This is a genomic window from Providencia manganoxydans, assembly GCF_016618195.1.
GTDB classification, from domain to species: domain Bacteria; phylum Pseudomonadota; class Gammaproteobacteria; order Enterobacterales; family Enterobacteriaceae; genus Providencia; species Providencia manganoxydans.
This window is the reverse complement of record NZ_CP067099.1, coordinates 2,766,829-2,791,148: the sequence shown is the minus strand read 5'-3', so window position 1 is coordinate 2,791,148 and position 24,320 is coordinate 2,766,829. Positions and strand designations below refer to the sequence as shown.

Annotated in this window: 21 protein-coding genes; 9 read left to right on the top strand and 12 right to left on the bottom strand. The window is 40.3% G+C overall.

Annotation, left to right across the window (positions count from 1 at the left end):
* Positions 1–21 precede the first annotated feature (21 nt).
* Positions 22–369, bottom strand: a complete 348-nt coding sequence (gene cutA, locus JI723_RS12545; protein WP_070926163.1) for a divalent-cation tolerance protein CutA — start codon at positions 367–369, stop codon at positions 22–24.
* A 769-nt stretch (positions 370–1,138) separates the two neighbouring features.
* On the opposite strand from cutA, the gene JI723_RS12540 reads away from it, so the two are divergent.
* Positions 1,139–2,611, top strand: coding sequence for a DASS family sodium-coupled anion symporter (locus JI723_RS12540; RefSeq protein WP_318705825.1), 1,473 nt, complete (start codon positions 1,139–1,141; stop codon positions 2,609–2,611).
* Between the two features lie 59 nt (positions 2,612–2,670).
* Here the strand turns inward: JI723_RS12540 and JI723_RS12535 are convergent, their stop codons facing one another.
* Complete coding sequence (locus JI723_RS12535; protein WP_337979409.1) at positions 2,671–2,865, bottom strand: 3-oxoacyl-ACP synthase; 195 nt, start codon at positions 2,863–2,865, stop codon at positions 2,671–2,673.
* Between the two features lie 291 nt (positions 2,866–3,156).
* Here JI723_RS12535 and JI723_RS12530 point away from each other — a divergent pair, with 291 nt between their 5' ends.
* Positions 3,157–4,029 (top strand): DMT family transporter, encoded by an 873-nt coding sequence (locus JI723_RS12530; protein ID WP_070926167.1) that lies wholly within the window; start codon positions 3,157–3,159, stop codon positions 4,027–4,029.
* A 136-nt stretch (positions 4,030–4,165) separates the two neighbouring features.
* Positions 4,166–4,486 (top strand): hypothetical protein, encoded by a 321-nt coding sequence (locus JI723_RS12525; protein ID WP_070926170.1) that lies wholly within the window; start codon positions 4,166–4,168, stop codon positions 4,484–4,486.
* 164 nt (positions 4,487–4,650) lie between these two features.
* Here JI723_RS12525 and JI723_RS12520 read toward each other — a convergent pair whose 3' ends face one another.
* Positions 4,651–5,745 carry an NADH:flavin oxidoreductase/NADH oxidase gene (locus JI723_RS12520; RefSeq protein WP_319068544.1) on the bottom strand — a complete coding sequence of 365 codons (1,095 nt, stop codon included), beginning with the start codon at positions 5,743–5,745 and terminating at the stop codon, positions 4,651–4,653.
* 565 nt (positions 5,746–6,310) lie between these two features.
* Here JI723_RS12520 and JI723_RS12515 point away from each other — a divergent pair.
* The 3 genes from JI723_RS12515 to JI723_RS12505 all read left to right on the top strand — a co-directional run bounded on the left by JI723_RS12515 (position 6,311) and on the right by JI723_RS12505 (position 9,846).
* Positions 6,311–7,627, top strand: a complete 1,317-nt coding sequence (locus JI723_RS12515) for a CitMHS family transporter (protein ID WP_140182371.1) — start codon at positions 6,311–6,313, stop codon at positions 7,625–7,627.
* A gap of 390 nt (positions 7,628–8,017) precedes the next feature.
* Entirely contained in the window at positions 8,018–8,728 is a 711-nt protein-coding gene (locus JI723_RS12510; protein WP_319068615.1) for an RNA ligase family protein, read from the top strand.
* The gene (locus JI723_RS12505; protein ID WP_272579620.1) at positions 8,725–9,846 is read left to right on the top strand and encodes an AAA family ATPase; all 1,122 of its coding nucleotides are present in this window, start codon (positions 8,725–8,727) and stop codon (positions 9,844–9,846) included. Before JI723_RS12510 ends, JI723_RS12505 begins: the two co-directional genes overlap by 4 nt.
* Before the next feature lie 100 nt (positions 9,847–9,946).
* On the opposite strand, the gene JI723_RS12500 is transcribed toward JI723_RS12505, so the two are convergent.
* The 8 genes from JI723_RS12500 to citC all read right to left on the bottom strand — a co-directional run bounded on the left by JI723_RS12500 (position 9,947) and on the right by citC (position 17,981).
* Positions 9,947–11,002 carry a 4-oxalomesaconate tautomerase gene (locus JI723_RS12500; protein WP_272579622.1) on the bottom strand — a complete coding sequence of 352 codons (1,056 nt, stop codon included), beginning with the start codon at positions 11,000–11,002 and terminating at the stop codon, positions 9,947–9,949.
* Positions 11,003–11,094: 92 nt separating this feature from the next.
* Positions 11,095–12,528, bottom strand: coding sequence for an anion permease (locus JI723_RS12495; protein WP_337979408.1), 1,434 nt, complete (start codon positions 12,526–12,528; stop codon positions 11,095–11,097).
* A 205-nt stretch (positions 12,529–12,733) separates the two neighbouring features.
* Positions 12,734–13,648, bottom strand: a complete 915-nt coding sequence (gene citG, locus JI723_RS12490; protein ID WP_272579623.1) for a triphosphoribosyl-dephospho-CoA synthase CitG — start codon at positions 13,646–13,648, stop codon at positions 12,734–12,736.
* On the bottom strand, positions 13,629–14,174 hold the full coding sequence (gene citX / locus JI723_RS12485) for a citrate lyase holo-[acyl-carrier protein] synthase (protein ID WP_070926186.1): 546 nt from the start codon (positions 14,172–14,174) through the stop codon (positions 13,629–13,631). Before citX ends, citG begins: the two co-directional genes overlap by 20 nt.
* A gap of 4 nt (positions 14,175–14,178) precedes the next feature.
* On the bottom strand, positions 14,179–15,654 hold the full coding sequence (gene citF, locus JI723_RS12480; protein ID WP_404826956.1) for a citrate lyase subunit alpha: 1,476 nt from the start codon (positions 15,652–15,654) through the stop codon (positions 14,179–14,181).
* Positions 15,655–15,715: 61 nt separating this feature from the next.
* Positions 15,716–16,612: a citrate (pro-3S)-lyase subunit beta gene (gene citE, locus JI723_RS12475; protein ID WP_070926190.1), complete on the bottom strand. Its 897-nt coding sequence runs from the start codon at positions 16,610–16,612 to the stop codon at positions 15,716–15,718.
* Complete coding sequence (gene citD, locus JI723_RS12470; RefSeq protein WP_272579624.1) at positions 16,612–16,908, bottom strand: citrate lyase acyl carrier protein; 297 nt, start codon at positions 16,906–16,908, stop codon at positions 16,612–16,614. Before citD ends, citE begins: the two co-directional genes overlap by 1 nt.
* Positions 16,905–17,981, bottom strand: a complete 1,077-nt coding sequence (gene citC / locus JI723_RS12465) for a [citrate (pro-3S)-lyase] ligase (RefSeq protein ID WP_070926194.1) — start codon at positions 17,979–17,981, stop codon at positions 16,905–16,907. The genes citD and citC overlap by 4 nt, the downstream gene beginning before the upstream one ends.
* Positions 17,982–18,350: 369 nt before the next feature.
* On the opposite strand from citC, the gene dpiB reads away from it, so the two are divergent.
* On the top strand, positions 18,351–19,988 hold the full coding sequence (dpiB, locus tag JI723_RS12460) for a sensor histidine kinase DpiB (protein ID WP_140182364.1): 1,638 nt from the start codon (positions 18,351–18,353) through the stop codon (positions 19,986–19,988).
* Positions 19,981–20,667 carry a two-component response regulator DpiA gene (gene dpiA, locus JI723_RS12455; protein WP_070926196.1) on the top strand — a complete coding sequence of 229 codons (687 nt, stop codon included), beginning with the start codon at positions 19,981–19,983 and terminating at the stop codon, positions 20,665–20,667. The genes dpiB and dpiA overlap by 8 nt, the downstream gene beginning before the upstream one ends.
* 49 nt (positions 20,668–20,716) lie before the next feature.
* Here the strand turns inward: dpiA and JI723_RS12450 are convergent, their stop codons facing one another.
* On the bottom strand, positions 20,717–21,748 hold the full coding sequence (locus JI723_RS12450) for a tetratricopeptide repeat protein (protein WP_337979407.1): 1,032 nt from the start codon (positions 21,746–21,748) through the stop codon (positions 20,717–20,719).
* Positions 21,749–22,826: 1,078 nt separating this feature from the next.
* Here JI723_RS12450 and dtpA point away from each other — a divergent pair.
* On the top strand, positions 22,827–24,296 hold the full coding sequence (dtpA, locus tag JI723_RS12445; protein WP_337979406.1) for a dipeptide/tripeptide permease DtpA: 1,470 nt from the start codon (positions 22,827–22,829) through the stop codon (positions 24,294–24,296).
* Positions 24,297–24,320 lie beyond the last annotated feature (24 nt).

Here is a 24,320-nt window from a genome sequence, read left to right as displayed (position 1 = left end):
GAGCTTGCTCACTATCTAGGTTCACTTAACCGATTTTATTAACCATTCTAAATAGCTGCCATCTACTTGATCTAAATCCAGACAAATCAGTTCAGGTGTTTCATAAGGGTGAATTTCTTTGATTGTCGCAAATAATTTAGATTGGTTTTTGTAGGTAGATTTGATGAATAACATAATTTCTTTGTCTTGGGCTATCCCATCCTCCCATCGATAAAGTGACGTTAGCTCAGGAAGCAGTGACACGCAGGCTGCTAAGTGTTTATCTAATAACAATTGAGCAATTTTTATCGCATTACTTTGGCTGTTTGTCGTGCATAAAATAATACAAGGTTGTAGTTCATTTTTGTAGCTGACATCATTTTTAGTCATTTAAATTCCCTCAGAATAATTGCTTTATTTAGTGTGCATCCATGGTTAAGGGTAGATTAAATAGCCATACTGTGTATGAAGATTAATCAATTGCTAATTGTAATGCAGGGGAAAATAGTTTGATACCTGACGTTTAGAGAGAATTTTAAGGTGATTGTCGTTAATGATTAAGCGAAGGTGAGTTTATTATTTGTACATTATTATTCGTGAAGTGTGAAGGTCATAATTTAGTCGCTTGTAGTGAGTAATAAGATAGAAAATGAATAATTCGATTCAGCCTTCATTTTTACTAGCTGTAATATAAATTATCTAAGTTTTTTTGTATATTGCATACGCCAAAAAGTGATGGTTCTGGAAAATAAATTAGATTTTTCACTTATTTACCCATTCACCGAGTGAAGTGGTGTTTTTTTGATTATAAATTGATGTGCTTATTATTTTAATAATAACAAGGTAAATGAAATGATACCTGTTAGTTAAATTTTTAAGAATGTTTGTTGAATTGATTAATTACCTTTTGTTACTAAATTAAAGTCGTTTTTTATATGTAAAGATGTATAACTCAATGATAACGATCAAAGTCTTTCAACGATATTTAGCTAACATAACTGTAAAGATAAAAATATATTATTAGTACTCGTTATTCTTCCAGCTACAGCGTTTTACATTAAGGTATGTTGTTCATGATTTATTTCCTGCCTAGCTGAACTGCGAATTATTTAGAGTACAGTTTTTTGTTTCCATCTTAAAACGTGTATGGATGCCTGACATGAATAAACTGACCCCGTTAAAACCGATACCTACATTGATTGCTGTTGCTATTACCCTCATTATTTGGTTCGTGATCCCTGTTCCCGAAGGTGTTAATCCTGATGCTTGGCATTTATTGGCGCTCTTTGTTGGAACTATTGCGGCGATTATTGGTAAGGCACTTCCTATTGGTGGTGTTTCTATCATTGCTATTGCATTAGTCGCCGTGACGGGGGTGACTAACCCTAATTCGACGAAAGCGGCAATTGCAGATGCATTAAGTGGTTTTTCAAATGATCTTATTTGGCTGATTGGTATTTCTATCATGGTCTCAATGAGTTTAAATAAGACCGGATTAGGGGCTCGAATTGGTTATTATGTGATATCTTTATTTGGTAAAAAAACACTCGGGATCGCTTATTCATTAGCCATTGCAGAAACAGTGCTTGCTCCTGTTACCCCGAGCAATACTGCACGTGGTGGGGGGATCATTCACCCCATAATGCGTTCAATTGCCGATAGTTTTGGCTCTAAAGCCGATGATGGCACCGCAGGAAAAATAGGCCGTTATCTTTCTTTGGTTAACTATAATATTAACCCAATTACTTCTGCGATGTTCATTACTGCAACAGCACCAAACCCGCTTATTGTGAGTCTGATCGTCAGTGAAGCGGGGGGCACACATGAATTGACTTGGTCAATGTGGGCGATTGCTGCTTTTGCTCCAGCTCTGGTTTCACTGATACTGATGCCGCTGGTGATTTATTTCATGTATAAGCCCGAAATAACTTCAACGCCAGATGCGCCAAATTTCGCCAGAGAACGTTTACAGCAGTTAGGGCCAATTTCATTACCTGAAGTGATCACGTTAGGCGTCTTCCTGTTATTGCTATTAATGTGGGCAGGAGTACCTGCGATGCTATTTGGCTCTAGTTATACTATTAACGCGACGACTGCGGCATTTATTGGTCTTGGGATCTTATTGGCCACAGGGGTGATTAATTGGGATGATGTGCTAAAAAATAAAGGTGCGTGGGATACGGTTGTATGGTTTGCTGCGTTAGTGATGATGGCAAGTTTTTTAGGCAAACTCGGCTTAATTAAATGGATGTCGCTCTCAGTGGGCACTTCGATTGATAATATGGGGCTTAGCTGGGTTTGGGGAGCACTTATTTTAGTGCTAATTTATGTCTACTCACATTATTTCTTCGCTAGTACCACCGCACATATTACGGCTATGTTTGGGGCATTTTTTGCAGCAGGCTTGGCGTTAGGTGCGCCACCTATGTTGTTAGGTTTAACATTAGCATTCTCATCATCACTGATGATGTCATTAACGCATTACGGAACAGGTACGGCACCGATTATCTTTGGGTCTGGTTATGCGACTTTAGGGGAATGGTGGAAAGCGGGATTTGTGATGAGCGTTGTTAACCTAATTATTTGGATAGGTTTAGGTAGTATTTGGTGGAAATTCCTCGGTTATTGGTGATTAATTAGCCCATAAAACCCAGATAGCAATAGCCATCTGGGTTTTATATTTTAAATCGCCTAGCTTATTAACAGGATCAATAGAAAACTGCCAACACAAGCAATCAGCATTATTTGCAGCCAACTCGCTTTTGATGAATTCTTCCATAATAAATTGATTTCGTCTGGATGAGCATATTTACGCGCACGGATGGCATTTTTGGTATTTTTAATTAATTCAAACTGGCTGAGCGAATCTTTGTGTGTACAGTTCATCATGTCCACCTTGATTTATGTGTTTTACTATATGGCTATTATCTCACTCGGCAGAATGAGAAAAATTGACCAATCTGTTACAAGATTTCCTCATTTAATGAGTCGAAAAATGAAAATGTTTTAGTCAAACAGACAATAGACCGTGTCAGCCGTATTTAAGAGGAAGAATTTGAGCTGTGAACGTCATATTTAGAGAGCGAATTCGCGAGCGACGATAAAATATCCATTGGCATTTAGCCGATAGTTAGTATGATTATCGCTAACACATCGTATTAACTGGTATCAATGCCAATGCATTCCCAAAGAAAAGCTGAATTATTTTTAGTCTTAACCACATTTATTGCCGCGTGGGGATGGGTTTTTTCACGAGAGGCAGTGCAGGGAATGCCCATATTTGCTTTTCTCGGCAGTCGTTTCTTATTGGCTGCAATCATCTTATTGCCATTCTGTGGTGGCAAGCGTAATCAATTTCGCTTACGACAACTGCCTAGCGCTTTAATGACCGGTGGTTGGATGGCGCTAAACCTCGCACTATGGATATACGCTGTTGCGACGACAGATTCTATTGGCGAGGGAGCATTTATCATGAGCTTGGCAATGTTATTTGTCCCTTTAGTTGGATGGATTATTTTAAAAATTCGTCCCTCACGCTATTTTTGGCAAGCTCTGCCTATCGCGGTACTCGGACTCGCTTGTTTGACGTTATTTAAAGGACAAATCCAGTTTAAAAGCAGCCAACTGTGGTTTTTAGCCGCGGCAATCGTTCAGGCTATCTATTTTTGTTATACCAGCCTATATGCACGCAGCTTGCCAGTATTGCCATTAACAGCGATTCAATTGGCTTGCACAGGCGTTATTGGTTTGGTGTTATCCTTATTATTGGAACAATGGCCAACAACGATTTCAGCATCGACATTAGCGTGGTTTGCCGCTAGCGCGATCATTGCTACCAGTTTGCGTTTTATATTGCAATTAGTGGGGCAAAAAAATACAACAGCAGCCAACGCAGCCATTATTATGATTTTAGAGCCAGTGATGACGGTGTTTGTTGCAGCTTTTTGGTATCACGAAAGGATGCCTGCGATCCAAATTATCGGCTGTGTGCTTATTTTAAGCGCATTATTTTATTATCGCTGGCGCTCTTTCCGCGCCTTATCCAATTAAGATTTTTATTAAAACGTTACTTATGATAGAGATTTTTTATATTAAAGCAGCTATGATTATTTACATAAGAACGGTGTGGGGGATTAATCTAAATAAGATTAATATCAATACAATCCAAATAGATAATAGGCTTAGAATGAAAAAGATCGCTTTAGTTTTGGGTATGGCTGGTGTGATGACGTTATTGGCGGCATGTTCAGATGATAAAGCTGAAATTGCTGAGTATAAAGCAAGTTTTGTAAGCGACTGTGTTAAGGCATCAGGTAGCCCAGCGGGTGAAACTGCGGATGCAATTAGTGCAATTTGTGGTTGCGCATACGATAAAACAATAGAAAAATACGGTTTAAAAGAATTTAAACGTATTGAAGGTGAATTAGCCAAATCTGCAACAGCGGAGCCTGATTTTCAGAAATCAATGATTGAATTCGTCAATCAATGTACTAAGAACGACCGTTAATTTAACCGCAATGAAAACCACAACATCAGTCCAAATAATGTGTTGTGGTTTTTTATTTATTTAAATATATTTGCCATCTTTTCAGTTACAATATTTTTCATTGAATACTGATAATTTCGCCCATATTTTATTCAATTGTTGCTTAGAATATCTCTAATTATGAATTATTTTGAGTATAACGATTTAAATTGATGTGGTGCACTGCGTAAATACTGTGGTGCGACGCGAATGTTTTCAGATAATTGTGCCGCAGCATGCCATGGCCAGCGTGGGTCATACAGCATCCCTCTACCTATCGCGATAAAATCTGCTTGCCCCGTTGCAATAATCGCCTCTGCTTGAGCTGGCTCAGTGATCAAACCCACGGCAATAACGGGCATCATGGTATGTTCATTGATTGCTTGTGCAAAGGGAACTTGATAGTTTGGACCAACTGGGATCTGCTGTTTATCTGATAACCCACCTGATGACACATGCATGTAATCGCAACCGAGCTCTTCAAGCTGTTCAGTTAATTCAATTGCTTCAGGTAAATCCCAACCGCCATCAACCCAGTCTGTTGCTGAAATACGAATACCCACCGCGATTTCAGAGGTAACTGCTTGGCGAACTGCACGGAACACTTCGATCAGCAATCGGCTGCGATTTTCAAAACTACCGCCATATTCATCTTGTCGTTGATTGGATAAAGGTGAGAGAAATTGATGCAATAAATAACCGTGTGCAGCGTGAATTTCAATGACATCAAATCCTGCATATTCCGCGCGCTTAGCGGCATCAACAAATTGTTGTACCGTTTCCGCGATTTGCGCTTGGCTTAATTCGCAAGGTGGATAAGATTGCCCAAATGCTATATTTGAGGCTGATACAGTTTGCCAGCCATGTGGCTCTGTACTGGATAAACTTTTACCACCGACCCAAGGTAAATCAGTGGATGCCTTTCTACCTGCATGAGCAATTTGAATACCAAGACGTGCATCGGCAAATTGCCTAATGTCGTTTAGCATTTTTTTCAGCGCATTAGCTTGTTCATCATTCCAGATACCTAAATCTTGGTAGGTGATCCGTCCGACAGGTGTTATCGCACTCGCTTCAACAATAACTAGAGCCGCACCTGAAAGCGCTAAATTCATATAATGTGCGTTATGCCACGCAGTTGGCATGCCATCAATAGCTGAGTATTGGCACATTGGTGGAACAATAATCCTATTGTTTAAAGAGATTTGCCCCAAAGAGGAAGGTGAAAATAGGAAGCTCATTATTGTATTCCTTAATTAATAACCTTAATCAAACAGATCTTAAAAGAATACAAATAAATACATCATGATGCTGTGCGATAGATGTGATTTTGCTATTAAATTTTTTACCGTGGAGCCACAACAGAATGCAAGCAGGGAAGTAAAAATTTGAGTGCTAAGCAAAAAAGTATAAATTTCTGCCGCTACCAATTAATTTAAGGGATGAAATATCAAAAAAAAGTAGAAAAGATAAAATCGCTTAATAATTGCAAATAAATATTCCCATATAATCGCTAAGTTAGTGATTAAACAAATAAAACACAAATTGCTTTGGTCTTAATTTGCGCTAATGGTTTTAATGGTGTTAAAAGAGTTTTAACCTGTGTTTTTATTTTAAATAGCGATTTTAGTTACTGATTTGCGGATGTTTTCCTCGCAAAAAAATATATTCGTACTTGCTAAATTTAGGTCGCTTTATATAAGGTCTAAAAACGAATCCTATTTAATCAAAGATAAATAATATTCAGATAAATATTTTAGCGTTTCATTATTCACCTGAAAAAATAATTCTAATAAGGAACTCAATGTGCTTACGATTATTGGTATCTTGATCATTCTTTCTATTGTGACCTTACTGATGATGGGAAAAGTTAGCCCAATCATTGCAATGTCGTGTATTCCTTTTATTGGTGCCCTAATCGCAGGTTACTCAATACCTGAAATTTCTACTTTTTTCGAAAGTGGTATCAATAAAGTCTCCAAAGTGGCAGCGATGTTTTTGTTTGCCATTCTATTTTTTAGCTTAATGAAAGACTTACATATTTTTGACCCGATTATTCGTTTGATGGTCAAAATGACTCGTGGCAATGTGATCATCGTCTGTGTGATGACTACGTTAATTGCGGGTGTTGTACACTTAGATGGTTCTGGTGCTGCTACCTTTTTAATTATTATTCCTGCATTACTGCCACTTTATCGTCAATTAGGCATGAGCCCTTATTTGATGTTGCTACTCATGTGTACCAGTATGGGGATCATGAACATGGTTCCATGGGGAGGACCACTCGGTCGTGCATCAGCAGTGACAGGCATTGACGCATCAACTTTATGGCAAGGTCTGATCCCTGTACAGATTATTGGTATGGTTGGAGCTGCTATTTTCGCCGCATTAATGGGGGTACGTGAAAAACGTCGTATTGCAGCCGCGGCACAAAAGGGCACAACACCTTATTTAGCGGACTCATTGTTACCTGCAAATGAGCAATTCTCAGATGTGGAGCAACAAATTAATAAACCGCAAAAACCATGGATTAATGGTGGATTGATTATTGCCTCAATTATTTGTTTGGCCTTTGGTTTATTATCAGCGCCTTATGTATTTATGATTGCGTTGTCGATAGCCTTATTGGTGAACTTCCCGAATCCAAAAGACCAAATGAAAGTCTTGTCTCAACATGCGCCACAAGCGCTGGGTATGGTCGCGATTATATTGGCCGCAGGGGCTTTCCTTGGAATTTTATCTGATGGTGGCATGTTAAAATCAATCGCTGAAGATTTAACCGCTATCTTACCAACCGAGTGGGTGTCGAAAATTCATATTTTCGTGGGGATCCTCGGTGTACCAATGGATATTTTCACCAGTACAGATGCATACTATTTCGCTTTACTCCCTATTATTCAACAAATAGCTGAAACAGCTGGCGTCGACCCATCCGCAGTGGTTTATGCGATGGCGATTGGTAACAATGCAGGAACCTTTGTTAGCCCATTCTCTCCTGCTGCATGGTTAGCGATGGGGCTGGCTGGGATCGATATGGGACGCCATTTACGTTATTCGTTTGGATGGATTTGGTTATTTAGCTTCTTTACATTAGGTATTGGTGCATTACTTGGCCTATATTAATTTAATCTCCTTTATTTAATTCGTTGAGACCGCAGTGATAACGCTGCGGTTTTTCATTTATATGCTCTAAATAATGTGAGATCCAGCGAGATGACAAGTTGATGAGAGGCTAGGAGCCTACTTCAGCATGTGGCTGCGTGCGTGAACATAACCACTATATCTCAATATAATGCGTGGCCACTTAAAGTGTAACGCGTATAGATTCAGATTAAATTGATAGCTTCAGGCTTGACAATTAAGTTAAGATCTCCTCGTTTTAATCCATTTTCCCTAACATGAGGCCGTTTCGCGGAAAAAATATGTAATACCTACTCTTGATTTCTCAAACAACACAGAGGCAAATCTGGCTAAAAGATTTGTTATTTTTTCTATTTCTGTAGAGAAAGCATGATGAATATGCAATCAAGAAAGTATGGTAGAACGTATCACTATCCGTTCTCCCCCGGCACCACCAGTGATGATCGTATTAATCGCGATTGGTGGTCGCACATCCAGAACATTGAACAACTGGTACATACTGAAAAACTCGATGGTGAAAATAATTGCTTGAATCGGCACGGTGTATTTGCACGCTCTCATGCAGCACCGACTCAATCAGCATGGAGTCAGCAGATCCGTCAACGTTGGCAGCTCATTAAAAATGATTTAGGCGATATTGAGCTGTTTGGTGAAAATCTTTATGCCGTACATTCTATTGAATACCAACATATTGAAGAGTATTTCTATGTATTTGCGGTCAGGCAGGGTAATTACTGGTTAAGTTGGGAGGAGGTCAAATTTTATGCCTCACTGTTTGATTTCCCAACAGTACCTGAATTATCGCTGAATATTGATAAGCAGCTCGACTCACAAGTCTATACTCAGCAGCTGATCACGGCGGCAGAGCAAGATAGTCAATTTATTGCCTATGATACTCATAGCCAACAACCTTGTAGTATGGAAGGGATTGTTACGCGTGATAGCCAACGTTTTAGTCTTGATGACTTTAAGTGCCATGTTTTTAAATATGTCCGTAAAAATCATGTTAAAACGGATATTCACTGGAAACGCCATTGGCAGCGAGCAAAATTAGCCTTTGAGTACCAAGGAGGGCAGTCATGAATTGGCAACTCAGCGATACACGTGAATGGTCACAGTTAGAAGAACGGTTTGATTTTGTGCGTGATATGCGAGGTGTTCCACAGGATCAACAGCACCATGCCGAAGGTGATGTGGCGACACATACCCAAATGGTGTTAAATGCCTTAGAAAGTTTACCTGAATATCAGCAGCTACCGGCATTGCAGCAAAATATTGTTTGGGCGGCAGCGTTATTACATGATGTGGAAAAGCGTTCGACAACGCGTGAACAAGATGGGCGAATTCGTTCACCGGGTCATGCGAAAAAAGGTGAACTATCGGTTCGCCATATCCTATTTCGCGAGGTGGAGACTCCTTTTGTTATCCGTGAACAGATAGCCGGATTGGTCAGATACCACGGTTTGCCATTATGGGTTATGGAAAAGGCAGATCCTGAACGTGCTTTATTTGCTGCTTCATTACGTGTGGCAATGCCGTTGCTTTGCCTATTAGCAAAAGCGGATGTATTAGGACGTATTTGCGCTGATCAGGCTGAACTGCTATCACGTATTGAACTGTTTGAGCTGTTTTGTCGTGAGCAAGGTTGTTGGGAACAGCCAAAGGCGTTTGCATCAATGGCAGGTCGCTTTCATTATTTTCATCAACAGCGTGGTTCACCTGACTATCAACCATTTGAAGAGTTTGGCAGCGAAGTGATTATGCTATGTGGCCTACCGGGGATGGGGAAAGATCATTTTATTGCTCAGTACTATCCACATAGAGAGGTGATTTGCCTTGATGAGATCCGCAGAGAGCATAAAATCAGCCCAGCAGATAGAAATGCTCAAGGTTGGGTCGCTCAGTATGCAAAAGAGCAAGCTAAAGTACGATTACGCGCAAAAACGGATTTTATTTGGAATGCCACATCGCTCAGCGCTTCTTTAAGAGAAAGTATGATCAGCTTGTTTGCTCGCTATCAAGCCAAAATACATTTAATTTATTTGGAAGTCCCGTATAAACAGTGGCAACAACAGAATCGCCAACGTAAATACGCGGTACCTGAAAATGTGATGGAACGGATGGCAAACAAATTAGAGTTGCCAACCCCAGATGAGGCACACCAAGTTTCTTATTTCATTAATGGTGAATTTCAATTCTAATAACACGAAGCGGGAAAAAACGCGTTTATCCCGCTTCGTCAACAACGTCATGACGTCTAATTAGTCGGCGTCATGGATTTGTGCAAGCCAATATGCGGTATCAAGGAACATACACATCTCCAGAAAATAGTTTTCTAGCAGTGCGTATAATCGAGGCTTGTAACCCTAAAGGAAACTCACCTTGCTGGCTCAATGAGACATCAAAATTACCACTGAGGTGCTCAATCGAAATATGCTGCATATCAACATGTTTAGTGAGATAACGTTTGACTACTGAGTTATTGATGAGTGTGCCAGTTGCAATAGCAATGGCCCCCGTCACCGCCAATGCACCGTGGCATTTATGTGGCATAAAATAGCGCACATTCACAGTCCCACCATGAATGGCTGGGGAAACCAATACCGGTTTGGGGATCACTTTTTGGCTGACATCGCCCAATCCCATTGCGAGCCCTGCTTGGCAACGAATACTTTCCAAGCGCTGCATAAATTCTTTATCTGATTCAAGCTGAGCTGCGGTTTCATAACCGGTTTTATTTAATTGCGGAGCATCAATCAAGACAACTGGCATTGCCATATCAATACAGCTCACTTCTACCCCATCAAATATATCAATGGCACGCCCTGTTGGCAGTAATTTGCCGGTTTTTGTACCACATGCATTTAGAAAGGTAAGCGAAATAGGTGCTGCATGGCCAGGAACACTCGCAATTGTAGTATCCCCCTCATAGCGTACTTGCCCATTTGGTGTTTGTATTGTGGAGTTAACAAAAGTATCAGTATTGATGTTGCGAATACGTACTACAGTTGTTTCACCAGTAATGGGCATTAAACCTTTTTCAATCGCATAAGAACCGACAGCACATAAAATATTACCGCAATTGGGTGCGGTATCGACAATACGATCAGTGATAGAAACTTGAGCAAAAAGGTAATCAATATCGGCATCAGGGTGAGGGGAGCGGCTAATAATGGCAACTTTGCTGGTTTGTGGGCTACCACCACCGATACCATCGATTTGTAAAGCGTGTCCTGAACCCATAATAGCTAAGATTAATTCATCACGCTCTTGAATATTTTGGGGTAAGTCATCTGCTAATAAAAATACGCCTTTCGATGTGCCACCGCGCATCAACATACAAGGTATTTTTTTCATATGCTTTCCTATTAAAGTATTGCTCATTAATTAATTTGCAATGAAAGGAATCCAATCATTAATTGGATCCCTTATTTCGTTTTAATTATTTTTTAAATTAAGCCTGAACTGATTAATATTTCCCACCAGCCTAAACCAATCGTCATATGAACCAATAAACTTAAGAATGCGACAATACCACCTATGATCCACCATGAACGTATATCGTTGTAGCCAGCACCAAAAACGATAGGAGCTGCCGCGCCTCCGTAATGGGTTAAGCTGCCGCCGTATGCGTTGGAAAATAGTAAGCCCAGTGCTAATAACATTGGTGGTGCACCAGCGACCATACCAACAGTTGCAAAAACAGGTACCATTGCGGCGACATAAGCGCCACCGGAAGCAAATAAGTAACGTATTGCCACACTAATAAACATAATGACGAAGAAAGCTAACATGGTTTGATCACCAAAGGAGAGGTGTTGCCCCATGACATCAGCTAACCATTTAAAGAAACCTGCTTTTGTGAGTACGCCAGACATACCGATGATACCGCCGTACCAAATCAAGGTATTCCATCCACCTTTATTTTTTAGCACATCATCCCAAGTTACTACGCCTAGAATTAATGTTAAAGCCATAACACATATTGCAACGGTAGAGGCAGTGACACCAATTTGCCCGGCAAAAATCCATCCTGCTAAAGCTAATACAAAGATAATAGCCAGTAACTTCTCTCTTACTGTCATTGGGCCTAAATCTTCTAATCCTTTAGCCGCAATCTCTTTATTATTCACTTTCTTTAATTCAGGTGGATAAAGTTTGTAGATAATCAGTGGTGTTAAAACCAACATAATTAAGCCAGGAACGGCGGCGGCTAGTGCCCATCCGCCCCAACTTAAATGGATCCCCATAATGTCGGTCATCATGGCTAAGGCTAATGCATTGGGTGCCATCGCGGTTAAGAACATATAGCTGGTGGTTTTTGTCACCATGTACACGTTTACTAACAGATAATGCCCTGCTTTGCGTGGGCTTTTTTCAGGATCGGAGCCAAGCGCCACAGCAACACTGTTAATAATCGGAAAGACAATTCCCCCTGCGCGAGCTGTGTTTGAAGGGGTTGCAGGCGCGATGATCAGGTCAAGAATTGCGGTGACATAACCGAGTCCTAATGTTGTGCCGCCGAGTTTTCCAATCAAAATATAAGAGAGTCGTTTACCTAGTCCTGTTATGACAAAAGCAGCACTGAGTGTAAACGCAGCGAAAACCAACCACGTGGTACCTGAAGCATAACCATTTAACACTTCACCCACTTTGACATCTTTTGTCTCCGTGATACCAATAACGGCAGCACTGGCGGCAATAGTGGCAAGTAATATTACTGGCTCAGAATAGGGTTTTAAAACTAACCCGATAATGGCTGATAAATACAAACCAAATAGCAACCAAGCAATATGGGGTAATCCCTCTGGTGTGGGTATAAGCGAGATGATTATGGGGATGGCTATTAGAAGTAATAGCTTCCATATTTTATCTTTTTGCATAGGCCATTTCCTTAATTAATACTAAATTTAATTAATATTAAATTGAATGAACTTTAATATTGTGAATTTGTTAATTAACGTATTTTTTATATAACTGTTTCTTGAATATGTTTAATTAGTTAATATTTTTATTCTTAATAGGTTATAAATTCGTTAACGTAATAAAGATGTTTGGATAATTAAATTTTCCTGTGTGAGTTAATACTTAATTATTATTAATAGATGATATTAAGTTTCCGGTTGAATAAGGTAAGCGTGCTAAAAACCACGTCAGAATTAATAAGTCTGCGCTGCCTCCAGGGCTCAGATTATTAATAATACATGCCTTATCAAATTGCTGAATTTTGCTTAAATCGGCTAATTTAGTTAATCCTCCATGATTAAGTAAATCTTGAGCTTGTTTTTTTAGCCATGATAAACCTTGCAAACCACCGCGATTGGCAACATTGGTATCATCATTGTTTGCCATTAATAACAGTAATGTTTGTAATAATGCGAGTTCTTGAGGTTTACCTTCAATGAGTTGTTTTAAATAGTAAGGAAGAGAAAGGTTGATCACTAATTGATAACCACTTTCTGCTTCACCTCGGGCTCCCGTTAAGCCAAACATTTGATATAACTTCTGCCCCGCGGTTGGGTGAACACTAACCTGCTTTAACTCAGCGGTAATACCTTGGCACATGTGTGAAACAATCACACTAATGGCAGGGGCAGAAACCGGTTTATTGAGCGCCAGTAAACGCCCGATAGCCGTGAGTATCAACCCTAATGAAAAAATTGAGCCTTTATGTGTATTCACGCCTTTGGTTGCTTGGAACATCGATTGTTCACAGGCGATCCCAATTGGGCGTATCATTTTTAGCAACTGATGAAGTGGTAATTCTTTGTATTGTGCGCCTGCATGTAAGAAAGCAGGGAAGTGCTGTGCGATGGCATTTGCGCTCAAATGGAAATCGGTTAATGCCATATCTTTATGAGCGCCGGTATTGTATTTATCAACTAAGCCTGGTTTTGGGGTTAAGTTGACCTCAGCCATCATAGCTTGCCAAGCCAGTTGACTGTAATACTGCACGTTATTCAGTGTCAGTTGTGATGTATGTTCAATTATCGACAGACGCATTGGCTAGCACCTCGATTTTATTGATAATTTCATTCAGTGGGTGAATGCGTTCACGAGCACAAACTTTGGCTTCTTTATCACAAATCAAACAGCGCCGTGGTGAAAGAGTGAGCGTGTTGCGCGAGTATTGCTGCCCGTTAGCATCAAAGACATCAAAATCCCATAGACGACCAACTGGCGATAACTCTTCCGCTTCGATTAAGGCGGTTTTAACGGCGATTGCATCGGCATCAACAGCAACGAAGCATTCGGGGCCTGTTGGAAATGCAAAAGATTGTTGTGCTAAAAGTACCCACTGCCTGCATTGAGCAACCTGTTTAAGCGCATTTAACCCCTGATTAAAGACTTGCCTAACAAGATGATTGTCTTTGACAGGTCCAGGAAAAACGACAGTAAACGAAATCAGGGTTACTTGATGGAGACCAATCCATTGCTGTTGTCGAGTCTGACGATTGTCACGGCTATTCAGCAGCTCAAGTAAAGAAATTTCAGGTTGCTCTATCGTATCAGGCAGTGGGTAAAACATCGTGTTACTCCTTAACCTGATGGACGATATCAATGACAGAGCCATCGCGATAGCGAACAACTGCAACGACTTTATCTGTAAATTCAATCGGATTAGGTTTACCTGTTAACAGTTCCGCACGTTCACGTAACCAATCAATAGAGACCGTTTTGATCCCCTGAGTTTCCAATTGTTGTTTTAATTCTGGACGTGCAGGGTTGACGGCAATGCCATGATCGGTCACTAAAATATCAACGCTAGAACCGGGGGTAACACAAGTGATCACTTCATCCACTAAGGTAGGAATGCGACCACGAACTAACGGTGCAACAATGATGGATAGTTTTGACGCGACGGCAGTATCACTGTGGCCACCCGATGCACCACGGATCACGCCATCTGAACCCGTCAATACGTTAACGTTAAAGCGCGTATCTATTTCCAGCGCACTTAATACCACCACATCAAGCATATCGACAGACGCACCTTTTGAGTCGAAACAAGCGTATTGATTGGCACTAATTTCAATGTGGTTTGGATTGCGAGCTAATGACATCGCGGCGGCACGGTCAAAACTCTGTACATCAATCAGTTTGCGAATAAAGCCTTTTTCATGTAAATCAACAATCGTCGAGGTGATGCCACCGAGGGCAAACCCTGCACAAATATTGTGACGACGCATTTTGTCTTCTAAGAAGCGGGTTACTGCCAATGAAGCGCCACCTGTACCTGTTTGCAATGAAAAACCTTCTTTGAAGTAACCTGATTTTTCAATCACATCTGCGGCAGTTCGGGCAATTAATAGTTCTCTAGGGTTAGAGGTCATCCGTGTAGCATCAGCCCCAATTTTATCGGCATCGCCTACACGTTGAACTTTAACAATATAATCCACTTCATCTTGTTTGATACTGGCTGGATTATGTGGATAAGGCAGTAACTCTTCGGTCAACATCACCACTTTTTGCGCTGTTTCGGCATCAATTTTTGCATAACCTAACGAGCCACAGCAGGCTTCGCCGGTATAGCCATTCGCGTTGCCATATTCATCACAAGATGGCACGCCAATGAAAGCGACATCGATCTTCAGTTCACCGCTATGAATCAGATTAGCTCGTCCGCCATGTGAGTGAATTTGTACTGGTTCGGCTAATTCACCACGAGATATTGCTTCAGCCAAGGGCCCACGAAGACCGGAAGTATAAATTTTACAAACTACCCCATGACGAATATGTTCAACGAGTGGTGAATGGCAAGCACTGAGCGAACTAGAGGCTAAGGTAAGGTTCCTAAAACCCATTTCTGCAATCACTTGCATGACTAAATTAATGGTTAAATCACCGCCACGAAACGCGTGATGGAAAGAAATTGTCATGCCATCTTTTAGACCTGAACGGCGGATGGCAACTTGCAGATCTTCACACAGTTTGCGATTACGTGGTTTCTGCACTTGCTGCTGAACTTTCCCAATATCTTTAAATTGACGCAGTGGTTGCTCAGTCATTGGATCTAGGTAGGCTGATACGCGCGCCTGACGCTGTGTTGTATTTGTCATTTTCAATGCCTCACTCTTCCCGAATACCTGATAATGCAGCGCGTGACAGCACGAGACGTGCCCTATCAATCACTGGACCATCCACCATTTTCCCATTGAGTGAGACGACACCACGGCCTTCTTGCGCAGCAGCATCTGCCGCATCAACGACGCGTTGTGCGTGATCCACTTCTTTTTGGGTCGGGGCGTAGAGGTTATGAAGCAGTTCGATTTGGCGAGGATTAATTAAAGATTTGCCATCAAAACCAAGCTGTTTAATATGGGCGGCTTCTTTTAAGAATCCTTCCTCATTATTTGCATCTGAATAGACAGTATCAAAGGCTTGAATACCAGCAGAACGTGCAGCTTGTAAAATGGCGCACCGAGCATAGAGGAGTTCTACGCCGTCTGGGGACCGCTCGGTGCGCAAATTGCGGACATAGTCCTCGGCACCTAAAGCGATGCCAATAAGTCGTTGTGATGAGTGAGCGATATTTACCGCTTGTGTAATACCCATTGGTGATTCTATGGCTGCCAGTAAACCCGTGCTACCTTGTTCGCGGCCACAGCTTTTTTCAATACGTAAAATTTCATTTTCGATATCGATAACATCTTGTGCTGTATCGGTTTTAGGTAAACGAACAATATCAGCACCACCGCGCACGACAGCTTCGAGGTCAGCAACACCGAACGCTGAGTCAAGCGCATTCACGCGTACGACGGTTTCAATATCACGGTATAAAGGGTGCTGTAGCGCATGATAAACTAAGCGACGAGCAGTATCTTTTTCGCGTAAAGTAACCGAATCTTCGAGGTCAAACATTAGTGCATCGGCTTTATAAATAAACGAGTTACTGAGCATTGCCGCATTAGAGCCGGGAACAAACAGCATACTTCTGCGCGTGCGTGTTTTTCTTTCTGGCGTCATTATTTGTCCTCCCAAGGCAATGCTGTGATATCACAGGCTCTGGCTAGCAATGCTTCAAGTCGAGCTCTAAGTACGCACTCTAAAGCGCCCTTATCATCAACAATAATTTGAGCGCCTTGAATATCGTGTTGTTCGATTAACTCAAGCACGACGTGCTCAATGGCATCTCCAAATTGTTTTTCAACACTACTGCTAATTTGGATCGACACCTCTTCGGTATCTTCTAAAGGTTCTATTCGTACCATGACATCACTTGATTCAAGTGTGCCGGCAACGGCTGCGTGGAGTATTTTCATAGTTCACCTGTAACTAATTCAGAATTTTCGACGCGGTGAGAAGCCGATGAAGGGCGGGAAGCTAACATATTTTCTAAATAGAGATAGGTTGCTTCGGGGACAATCGGCTTGATCGCCGCCAGATCTTTTTTAGCGAGTAATCTGCGAACTTGTGAGGCTGAAACAGCCGTACCGTCATAGACCATTCGCGGAAATTCAACGAGCTCAATCGGTGGATAGCTAACTGAGCGAGTTTCCAGCCAAAAACGCATATCTTCGTTATATTGATTGGTGACTTTGCAAAATGGCTCTGTACCGACAAAGCGGTGGGTGATACCAAGAGCAGGAGCGATATATTGGCGGAAAATTTTAATGTCGATCTCGGTATAACAATTATCGACAACGGCTTTATCTTTGATGAAATAGCACGGGAAGGTAGCCCGAGAGATAATATATTCGGAGCCTTTGTGTATGGTTAAATTCTCAATCCCTTGAGTTCCAGCCTCAATTAATTCCAATCGAACGCTATAAGGGAAACGTGAGGTGTCTTCCTTAACCACAAACAAATGTAACCAGTCACATTCTTTCGCTGCTTTTTCAATTAAATAACGGTGACCAAGGGTAAATGGGTTGGCGTTCATAACGATTGCCCCAATTTTTTTACCTTCTTGACGTTGTTTTTTCAGGCTATTAATATAACGTTTTAAATAACAACAGCTATTTTCCATCAGTACCATGATATTGGGTACAGTGGCGAGTGTGTGAAAACCACATTGCTGAAATAAACTTTCATTTTGTGTTTTAGTATAAATAAATAAGTGAGTTGTATTATTTTCGTAAGCAAGATTGACCAACTCAGTAGCGAGTTTTAAGGCTAAACCTTCACCTCGAACATTATCACTAATAGCAACACACTTAATGACATTTTTAGCCAGACCACCACAAGCAATTAATTTATCATTGCGAGTAATAGTAATAAAAACGTCAATACTAGAATCAATATCTAAATCATTTTCTTTTAAAAACTGAGCTATTTCAGCTAGTTTCCTGTTCTCATGACGTTTCACATGGTTAAACGTGATGTTTTCGAACATATTAGTATCCTGCACCTCATATAGAGATGTTTTTAAGTTGTTACTAATGTTAAAGTTAATTAAATAAAAATTTCAGTATTAATTTAATAAATGAATCATTAGTTTTTTATTTAATTATCTTTTTCAATATTAATATTAAAGATTATCTAATTAATATTTTTGACCTATTTCATGTTTCTAATAGGAGTTTGTAGTTGTTTAATGGTTTTAATGTTTTTAATTATTAAATAAGTTGTTTATTGCTTGGTTTTAATGTATTTAATCATTAATAAATACTTTATTAGTGATGCAATTGGCTGTATGGTCAGTGTATTCTGTGTTTTATCATGTAACAAAATTTTTACTTTTCAGTAGGTAATAGGGTATCTGATGAAAAAAGAATATTTGCATTTTCCGCTTCGAAAACACAAATCAATATCCTTTTCTGCTCGAGTCTTTCTTCTTTTATTGTTGGTTTCTATCGTTTTGACTTTGGGCCTAGGTAAGTATTTCACCGATACAGCTGAAAACCGTTTAATGGCGAATATTCGTTCACTGGCCATGAGCCAAGCAAAGCTTATTGCATCAATAGAGAGTATCGTCCAGTCAGTTAAAACTCGTGATATTCAAAAGCTAAAAGTGATTGCAGATAAACTTAATCAAGATTCGGATTACGACTATGTGGTGATTGGTGATGAAAACTCAATGCGTTTGTACCATCCCAATCAAGATAAAGTTGGGTTTAAGATGCAATGGAATAAGCCGGGGGCATTAGAGCGTGGCGAAAGCTATTTTATTGGTGGAGAAGGCTCTATCGGTAATGCCGTTCGCGCAAAAACCCCTATCTTTGATGAACAAGGTACTGTCATTGGTGTGGTTTCTATTGGCTATTTAACCAAGAACATTGAAACCTCACGTAGCGAGCTATTTGTCCAAACAGGGGCAACGTTTTTTGGTGTGCTGGTTATTTTACTTTTTTTGTCATGGGCATTTTCCCGTTTGATCCAACGGCAAATGTTAGGTTTAGAGCCAGAGCAAATTACGCAAATGGTCGTCGTACAAAAGGGGATCTTTGAAGCGGTTTTTGAAGGGGTGATTGCGGTTGACTGTACTGGGCGCATCATTAATATCAACCATAACGCCCGCCAAATGTTAGCATTGAGTGAACCCCCTAATCATTTAATTGGTCGTTCCGTCAGTGAATTAATTACCCCAGCAACCTTTTTTGTTCATGATATTGCGGTGACACAGCATGATGTGATTTGTGTATTTAATGGGTTAAATGTAATTGCTAACCGTATTGCCTTACAGGATGATAACCATTTAATGGGGGCGGTTATCAGCTTCCGTAGCCAAAATGATATCGAGTCTTTAAATGCACAATTGACACAAGTACGCCAATATGTTGAAAATTTGCGCTCACTACGCCATGAGCACCTTAATTGGATGTCAACGCTAAGTGGTCTTTTACAAATGAAAGAGTATGACCAAGCATTGGCGATGATCAAAGGTGAATCAGAATCACAACAGCAATTAATTGATGCACTGCGTAAGCAATTTTTTGATAAACAAGTGGCAGGATTGCTGTTTGGTAAATATCATCGGGCGAGGGAGTTAGGTTTACAATTGGAGTTTACACCAGGCTGCCAATTGAATTCATTACCACAGCAGCTGACGAGTACGGAATTTTGTGCCATTTTGGGAAATCTTCTCGATAATGCGTTTGAAGCTACTCTGAAAAATAATCGCGGTAATAAGCAAATAGAGCTGTATCTTTCAGATGAGAGTGCCGAGTTTGTGATTGAAATCGCGGATCAGGGGTGTGGTTTCCCTTCTGACATGAAAGAAAAATGGCTTGAAAGGGGGATGACGACGAAAACAGAATCTGTCGATGGACACGGGATCGGCCTATATCTTGTTGCCTCGTATGTAAAACGGTGCAATGGTGTGATTATTATTGAAGATAATCAACCACATGGTACTCTATTCTCAATTTTTATTCCGAAAGTGAAGATACAAAATGATTAAGATAAAAATCCTCATTGTGGAAGATGAACTCCTACTGGCAGAAATGCACGGTGAGTATATTAAATCCTATCCTGCTTGCGATAAGGTTTGGGTGGCGGGTGATCTCGCTCAAGCAAGAAAAATGATTGAATATATGAAGCCTGATCTGATCTTACTTGATAACTATTTACCTGATGGTAAAGGAATTGATTTGGTACATGAGTTGATTCAAGAAAGAAACAATGCTGATATTGTATTTACAACAGCCGCCAGCGATATGGATACGGTATCTGAAGCCATTCGCTTAGGTGTATTTGATTATTTGGTTAAGCCAATCGCCTATGAACGTTTGGGGCAAACATTAGATCGCTATATTCAACGTAAATCCGTGCTGCAAACAAATAACAAAACCAGTCAGAGCCAAATTGATGATATGTTCAATACCTATGCGCGAGGCGAAACCAAAGAAGAGTTGCCAACCGGTATTGATGCTTTGACTTTGGAAAAAGTACTCTCGCTATTCGCACAACCTAACGCGGAATATACCGCGGAGACGATTGCAGATACAATTAAACTAAGTCGCACAACGGCTCGTCGCTACTTAGAATATTGCTTAGCACAACATAAAATTGAAGCGGAAATAGAATACGGTAAAGTAGGGCGGCCGCAGCGTATTTACCGTGTCGCTAACAATAAATAAATGGTTAGAAACCGTTGCCTACTGATATCCAACCAGTAGGCAATAAACGCTATTTTTTAAGATTGTTTTCTAAGATTAATACTTTTTTCTCTGCCCGTTCATTGCCTTGAGCAGCAGCAATCTTGTACCAATACAAGGCTTTGCGATCATCTTGCGTCACCCCCATGCCATATTGATAACATGCACCACTGGCATACTGAGCGTCAGTGCTACCATGTTGTGCCGCACGTATAAACCAATGGCAAGCCTTCGCCTGATCGGCCTTGACCCCATCGCCGCGTGCATAAATCAAAGCAAGATTAAATTGAGCCGAAATTTCACCTTGTTCTGAAGCTAAAGTGAGCCATTTGATCGCTGATGGCACATCTTTAGTAATGCCTTGGCCATGTAGGTAAAGCATGCCTAAACTATTTTGTGCGGGTGAAAAACCTAACTGAGCAGAACGTGAAAAATATTGATAAGCCTGAGCATAATTAACTTTATCATACATACCTGTAGCCGCTTGATAGCCTAGTAGATAAAGCGCTTGAGGCTGATTTTGTTTAGCGAGTGCGAGATATATTTGCTGGGCTTTTTGCGCGTCTTCGGTGGCGGCAATACCTTTTTCATACCAATAAGCTAACATCAATTCTGCGGGTTGAAAGCGTTGAGCGGCGGCTTTTACTAACCACTCTTCTGCCTGTTGTTTATTCTTCGGCAATAGTTTATCGATTCCAGCCAATGTGTATTCAGCCATATTAAGTTGGCCTAATGGATCACCTGCATCAGCAGCTTTTTTCATCCAATACAGCATTTGCTGATTATTTTTACTGACACCTTTACCTTGTTGATACATTAAAGCGAGGTTAATTTGTGCTTTAGTGAATCCTTGCTCAGCGGATAGTTGGTACCATTTAGCCGCTTCACTTAGTTTATTTTCTGATTGATAAAGCATTGCAAGGTTAAATTGTGCTTCCATTTGCCCATCTTGCGCCTGTTTAAGCAAAATTTGCTTATCTTGAATCGGGGATGATGGCTCAGCATAACCGTTATGAGTAATGGCACTAAAAATCAGTAATAATGAAAGCAGTATTTTTTTCACTGAAGTTCCTTATATCAGCGTATCTGAAGGTAGGTTAACTTGCTGCATGACTCAGTGCAATGTTGAAAGCGTCAATACAGTTTGTAAAAAGTGCCATTTCGTCACATGCGAATAAAATTTCATGAAAAAATGAACTTTTTTTGCAAGAAAAGACTCTTAGATATAAGTATATTCTTTTGCTTGCGTGAGCATTCATATATTTACCCTCAATATTCATTTCGTTACGTAAAGTAATACGATAATGCAGCTATGAAATAGTCATTTCCAATCGAAATCACTAAGCTCTTTGAGTAGCATGCATGATGCCCAGTTAACCACTGGGCTTTTTTTATCTAAAATTAAATCATTCGCTCGCAATTCATCTCCCATCTACGCTCTTATCACTGCGCTGATAACCTCTAAGATCTTCCAAACAATGATTGTTCGCGTTATATCAAGAATAGTTATTCATGAATTATCTCCATTATCATATCGGTAGTTGATATTTAATATGGTGAATAATGACTTAACTTAACGTAGTGATTTAAGAAAAGAGATTGTCGGATTCGGACAATAACTTAAATGGCAAGCTGTATTATAAATAGACAAAAAGGATGAATGGATTTTGTTGTCATATCTTGAAATAAGCATAATATGCTTAACAATGAAGTTACAATTGGTTGGTTAATGCGCAAGGATTGCCTGTTAAATTAACTGCAAAAGTGACATTAATCACGATATTAAGCTATTCATGGGGTAATTGGTACTAACTAAATCTTTATCTTTGGTGCATAAATAGCGTATATTGCTCAATTGATTTTTGCATTTCTATCGGTGTTTATCCCTATAAATGTTGAATAAATAATCAAATATGCTTTAACTCATTGAATTTTATGTTTGTTGTTCATTAACATCGATTACACACACAGATGTTAATTTTGAAGGCTGGATTGATGGCGTACTCAGTCAGGAAAGTAGCTATTACTAGCCCTAAAAATCGAATTTCGAAACGTTAATTTTGAGAATATAACAATGCTGAGGGTATAGACAGTACCCCATTTTGCTTTTATTTATGTACAGGTTGTCATAGAGGTAACTAGTGTCCACAACTAACAACAAAGAGGAAGTCAGTCTTAACGCGTTTAAGCAACCTCGCTCGTTCTATCTAATCTTTTCTATTGAGCTCTGGGAACGTTTTGGTTATTACGGTCTTCAGGGGATCCTCCCAATTTACCTTAGCCAAGTGCTTGGCATGTCAGAGACAGAATCTATCACCTTATTTTCTGCCTTTGCTGCGCTAGTGTATGGTTTTGTTGCTATTGGAGGCTGGTTAGGCGATAAAATCCTAGGTACAAAACGTGTTATTGTTCTCGGTACATTAGTACTGATTGCTGGTTATGCTTTTGTCGCTTATTCAGATCATGATGTTTCTATGGTATATGTGGGGCTGGCAACAATAGCGGTTGGTAATGGTCTATTTAAAGCTAATCCATCATCGTTGTTATCGACGTGTTATGCCAAAGACGATCCTCGTTTAGACGGCGCATTTACCATGTACTATATGGCCGTTAACATTGGTTCCTTCTTCTCTATGTTGGCCACTCCTTGGCTGGCAAAACACTATGGCTGGGATATTGCGTTTTCACTGAGTGTTGTAGGTCTCGTGATCACACTGATTAACTTTTTTATGTGTAAAAAGTGGGTATCACAGCATGGCTCTAAGCCAGACTTTGCACCAATGGTGATTTCTAAGTTATTAGCCACTATTGTCGGTGTTGTTGCCTTGATTGCGATTTCAACATGGTTATTACATAACATGGGTATCGCTCGTGCAGCGTTAGGGATCATATCGCTAGGTATCATTATTATCTTCATCAAAGAAACTTTAGCGCTAGATGGTATTGCACGTCGCCGTATGATTGTGGCTTTGATTTTGATGCTAGAAGCGATAGTGTTCTTTGTTTTGTATAGCCAGATGCCAACATCACTGAACTTCTTTGCGTTGCATAACGTTGAACATGAAGTATTCGGTTTTAGCGTTGAGCCAGCGCAATACCAAGCTCTAAATCCATTGTGGATTATGATTGGTAGCCCAATCCTTGCTGCTATCTATAATAAAATGGGTGACCATTTACCAATGCCACATAAGTTTGCTATCGGTATGCTACTTTGCTCTGCGGCGTTCTTAGTACTACCTTTAGGAGCAAAATTTGCCAACGAAGCGGGTATTGTATCGGTTAATTGGTTGATTATCTGTTATGGTTTCCAAAGTATTGGTGAGCTTATGATTTCTGGTTTAGGCTTAGCGATGGTGGCACAACTCGTTCCTCAGCGCTTGATGGGCTTTATTATGGGATCATGGTTCCTAACCAACTCCGCTGCTGCATTTATCGCTGGATATGTTGCTTCTATGGCAGCAGTGCCAAAAGGAGAACTAACTAGCACTGTCGATTCATTAGCAGTATACAGTGATGTCTTCCTGAAAATTGGTATCGTGACGGGGATTATCGCTATTTTGATGGTAATAACAGCACCAATGCTGAATCGTATGACATTAGAGCGTGATTAGTCGCTACTGATTCTGTAGTCATTG

Coding starts and splice junctions, on each gene's coding strand:
- cutA (WP_070926163.1), bottom strand. CDS start 369: ATGACTAAAAATGATGTCAGCTACAAAAATGAACTACAACCTTGTATT.
- JI723_RS12540 (WP_318705825.1), top strand. CDS start 1,139: ATGAATAAACTGACCCCGTTAAAACCGATACCTACATTGATTGCTGTT.
- JI723_RS12535 (WP_337979409.1), bottom strand. CDS start 2,865: ATGAACTGTACACACAAAGATTCGCTCAGCCAGTTTGAATTAATTAAA.
- JI723_RS12530 (WP_070926167.1), top strand. CDS start 3,157: ATGCATTCCCAAAGAAAAGCTGAATTATTTTTAGTCTTAACCACATTT.
- JI723_RS12525 (WP_070926170.1), top strand. CDS start 4,166: ATGAAAAAGATCGCTTTAGTTTTGGGTATGGCTGGTGTGATGACGTTA.
- JI723_RS12520 (WP_319068544.1), bottom strand. CDS start 5,745: ATGAGCTTCCTATTTTCACCTTCCTCTTTGGGGCAAATCTCTTTAAAC.
- JI723_RS12510 (WP_319068615.1), top strand. CDS start 8,018: ATGAATATGCAATCAAGAAAGTATGGTAGAACGTATCACTATCCGTTC.
- JI723_RS12505 (WP_272579620.1), top strand. CDS start 8,725: ATGAATTGGCAACTCAGCGATACACGTGAATGGTCACAGTTAGAAGAA.
- JI723_RS12500 (WP_272579622.1), bottom strand. CDS start 11,002: ATGAAAAAAATACCTTGTATGTTGATGCGCGGTGGCACATCGAAAGGC.
- JI723_RS12495 (WP_337979408.1), bottom strand. CDS start 12,528: ATGCAAAAAGATAAAATATGGAAGCTATTACTTCTAATAGCCATCCCC.
- citG (WP_272579623.1), bottom strand. CDS start 13,648: ATGCGTCTGTCGATAATTGAACATACATCACAACTGACACTGAATAAC.
- citX (WP_070926186.1), bottom strand. CDS start 14,174: ATGTTTTACCCACTGCCTGATACGATAGAGCAACCTGAAATTTCTTTA.
- citF (WP_404826956.1), bottom strand. CDS start 15,654: ATGACTGAGCAACCACTGCGTCAATTTAAAGATATTGGGAAAGTTCAG.
- citE (WP_070926190.1), bottom strand. CDS start 16,612: ATGACGCCAGAAAGAAAAACACGCACGCGCAGAAGTATGCTGTTTGTT.
- citD (WP_272579624.1), bottom strand. CDS start 16,908: ATGAAAATACTCCACGCAGCCGTTGCCGGCACACTTGAATCAAGTGAT.
- citC (WP_070926194.1), bottom strand. CDS start 17,981: ATGTTCGAAAACATCACGTTTAACCATGTGAAACGTCATGAGAACAGG.
- dpiB (WP_140182364.1), top strand. CDS start 18,351: ATGAAAAAAGAATATTTGCATTTTCCGCTTCGAAAACACAAATCAATA.
- dpiA (WP_070926196.1), top strand. CDS start 19,981: ATGATTAAGATAAAAATCCTCATTGTGGAAGATGAACTCCTACTGGCA.